At 37.8% G+C, this 776-nt stretch carries 1 protein-coding gene; it reads right to left on the reverse strand.

The genetic code is table 11. The annotated features are described in order from the left end of the window. Positions 1-105 precede the first annotated feature (105 nt). Positions 106-776 (reverse strand): phage tail tube protein (locus C9E89_RS22940; RefSeq protein WP_107010340.1); only part of this gene is annotated, 671 nt, incomplete at its 5' end.

Below are 776 nucleotides of genomic sequence, written 5' to 3' on the forward strand. Positions count from 1 at the left end.
TTATCTTTGTATTCACGCCATAATGAAATTTCTTTGCTTTCTTTAATTGCTACTTTTAAAGCCATGATTTGATCTCAGTAAAAAACCGCCCTAAGGCGGTGTGAATTAAGGTACGAGAATTCGAGTAATAATCGGTGATGTTTTAATGTGGTTGTAGTTGATATCAATAGTAATGGTATCTTCACCGCCACCATCTGGGTGATTGGCTTCTGATACCTCCAAGTTTGGAAATTCAAAAGCGTAACCATTGCCTTTGGAATCTTCAATTGAGAAGTTAATAGGCATCACAGCGCGAGTTTTAATAAAATCAATATATCCCGCAGATTGAGCACTAAACATGTATTGCGTTGATAAGGTGATATCTACCATCTTCTCTAGATACATTTGCGCTGTTAGCTTTTGATTACCAATACAACGAATCGCTTCTAGATTATTGGTGATATTCAATTCAAGCGATTGCAAACACGCTTTACCCACAATAGTTTCACCATTAACGGTTAAATCACCCACATTAATTGCTGAAACAAGAACTGCATCAGGTACAGGTGTTGGTGTTTTAACAGGGTTTGTAGTCGTACGTTCAAACTCAGTACCGACTAAGCCAAATGAGGCAGTAATTTTACCTGTGGTCGCAATCGACATTTTGGCTTCACCAATACGCACACCACGATAAATAAAGATCTGCCCAACATCTTCAAAAACTTTGGCAAAAGTAAATGTTTTACGTAGATCACCACCAAACTTAAGAACATCAGTTGCCCAATCATTCATAGCAA

The sequence above is a fragment of the Acinetobacter sichuanensis genome (assembly GCF_003024515.2).
GTDB classification, from domain to species: domain Bacteria; phylum Pseudomonadota; class Gammaproteobacteria; order Pseudomonadales; family Moraxellaceae; genus Acinetobacter; species Acinetobacter sichuanensis.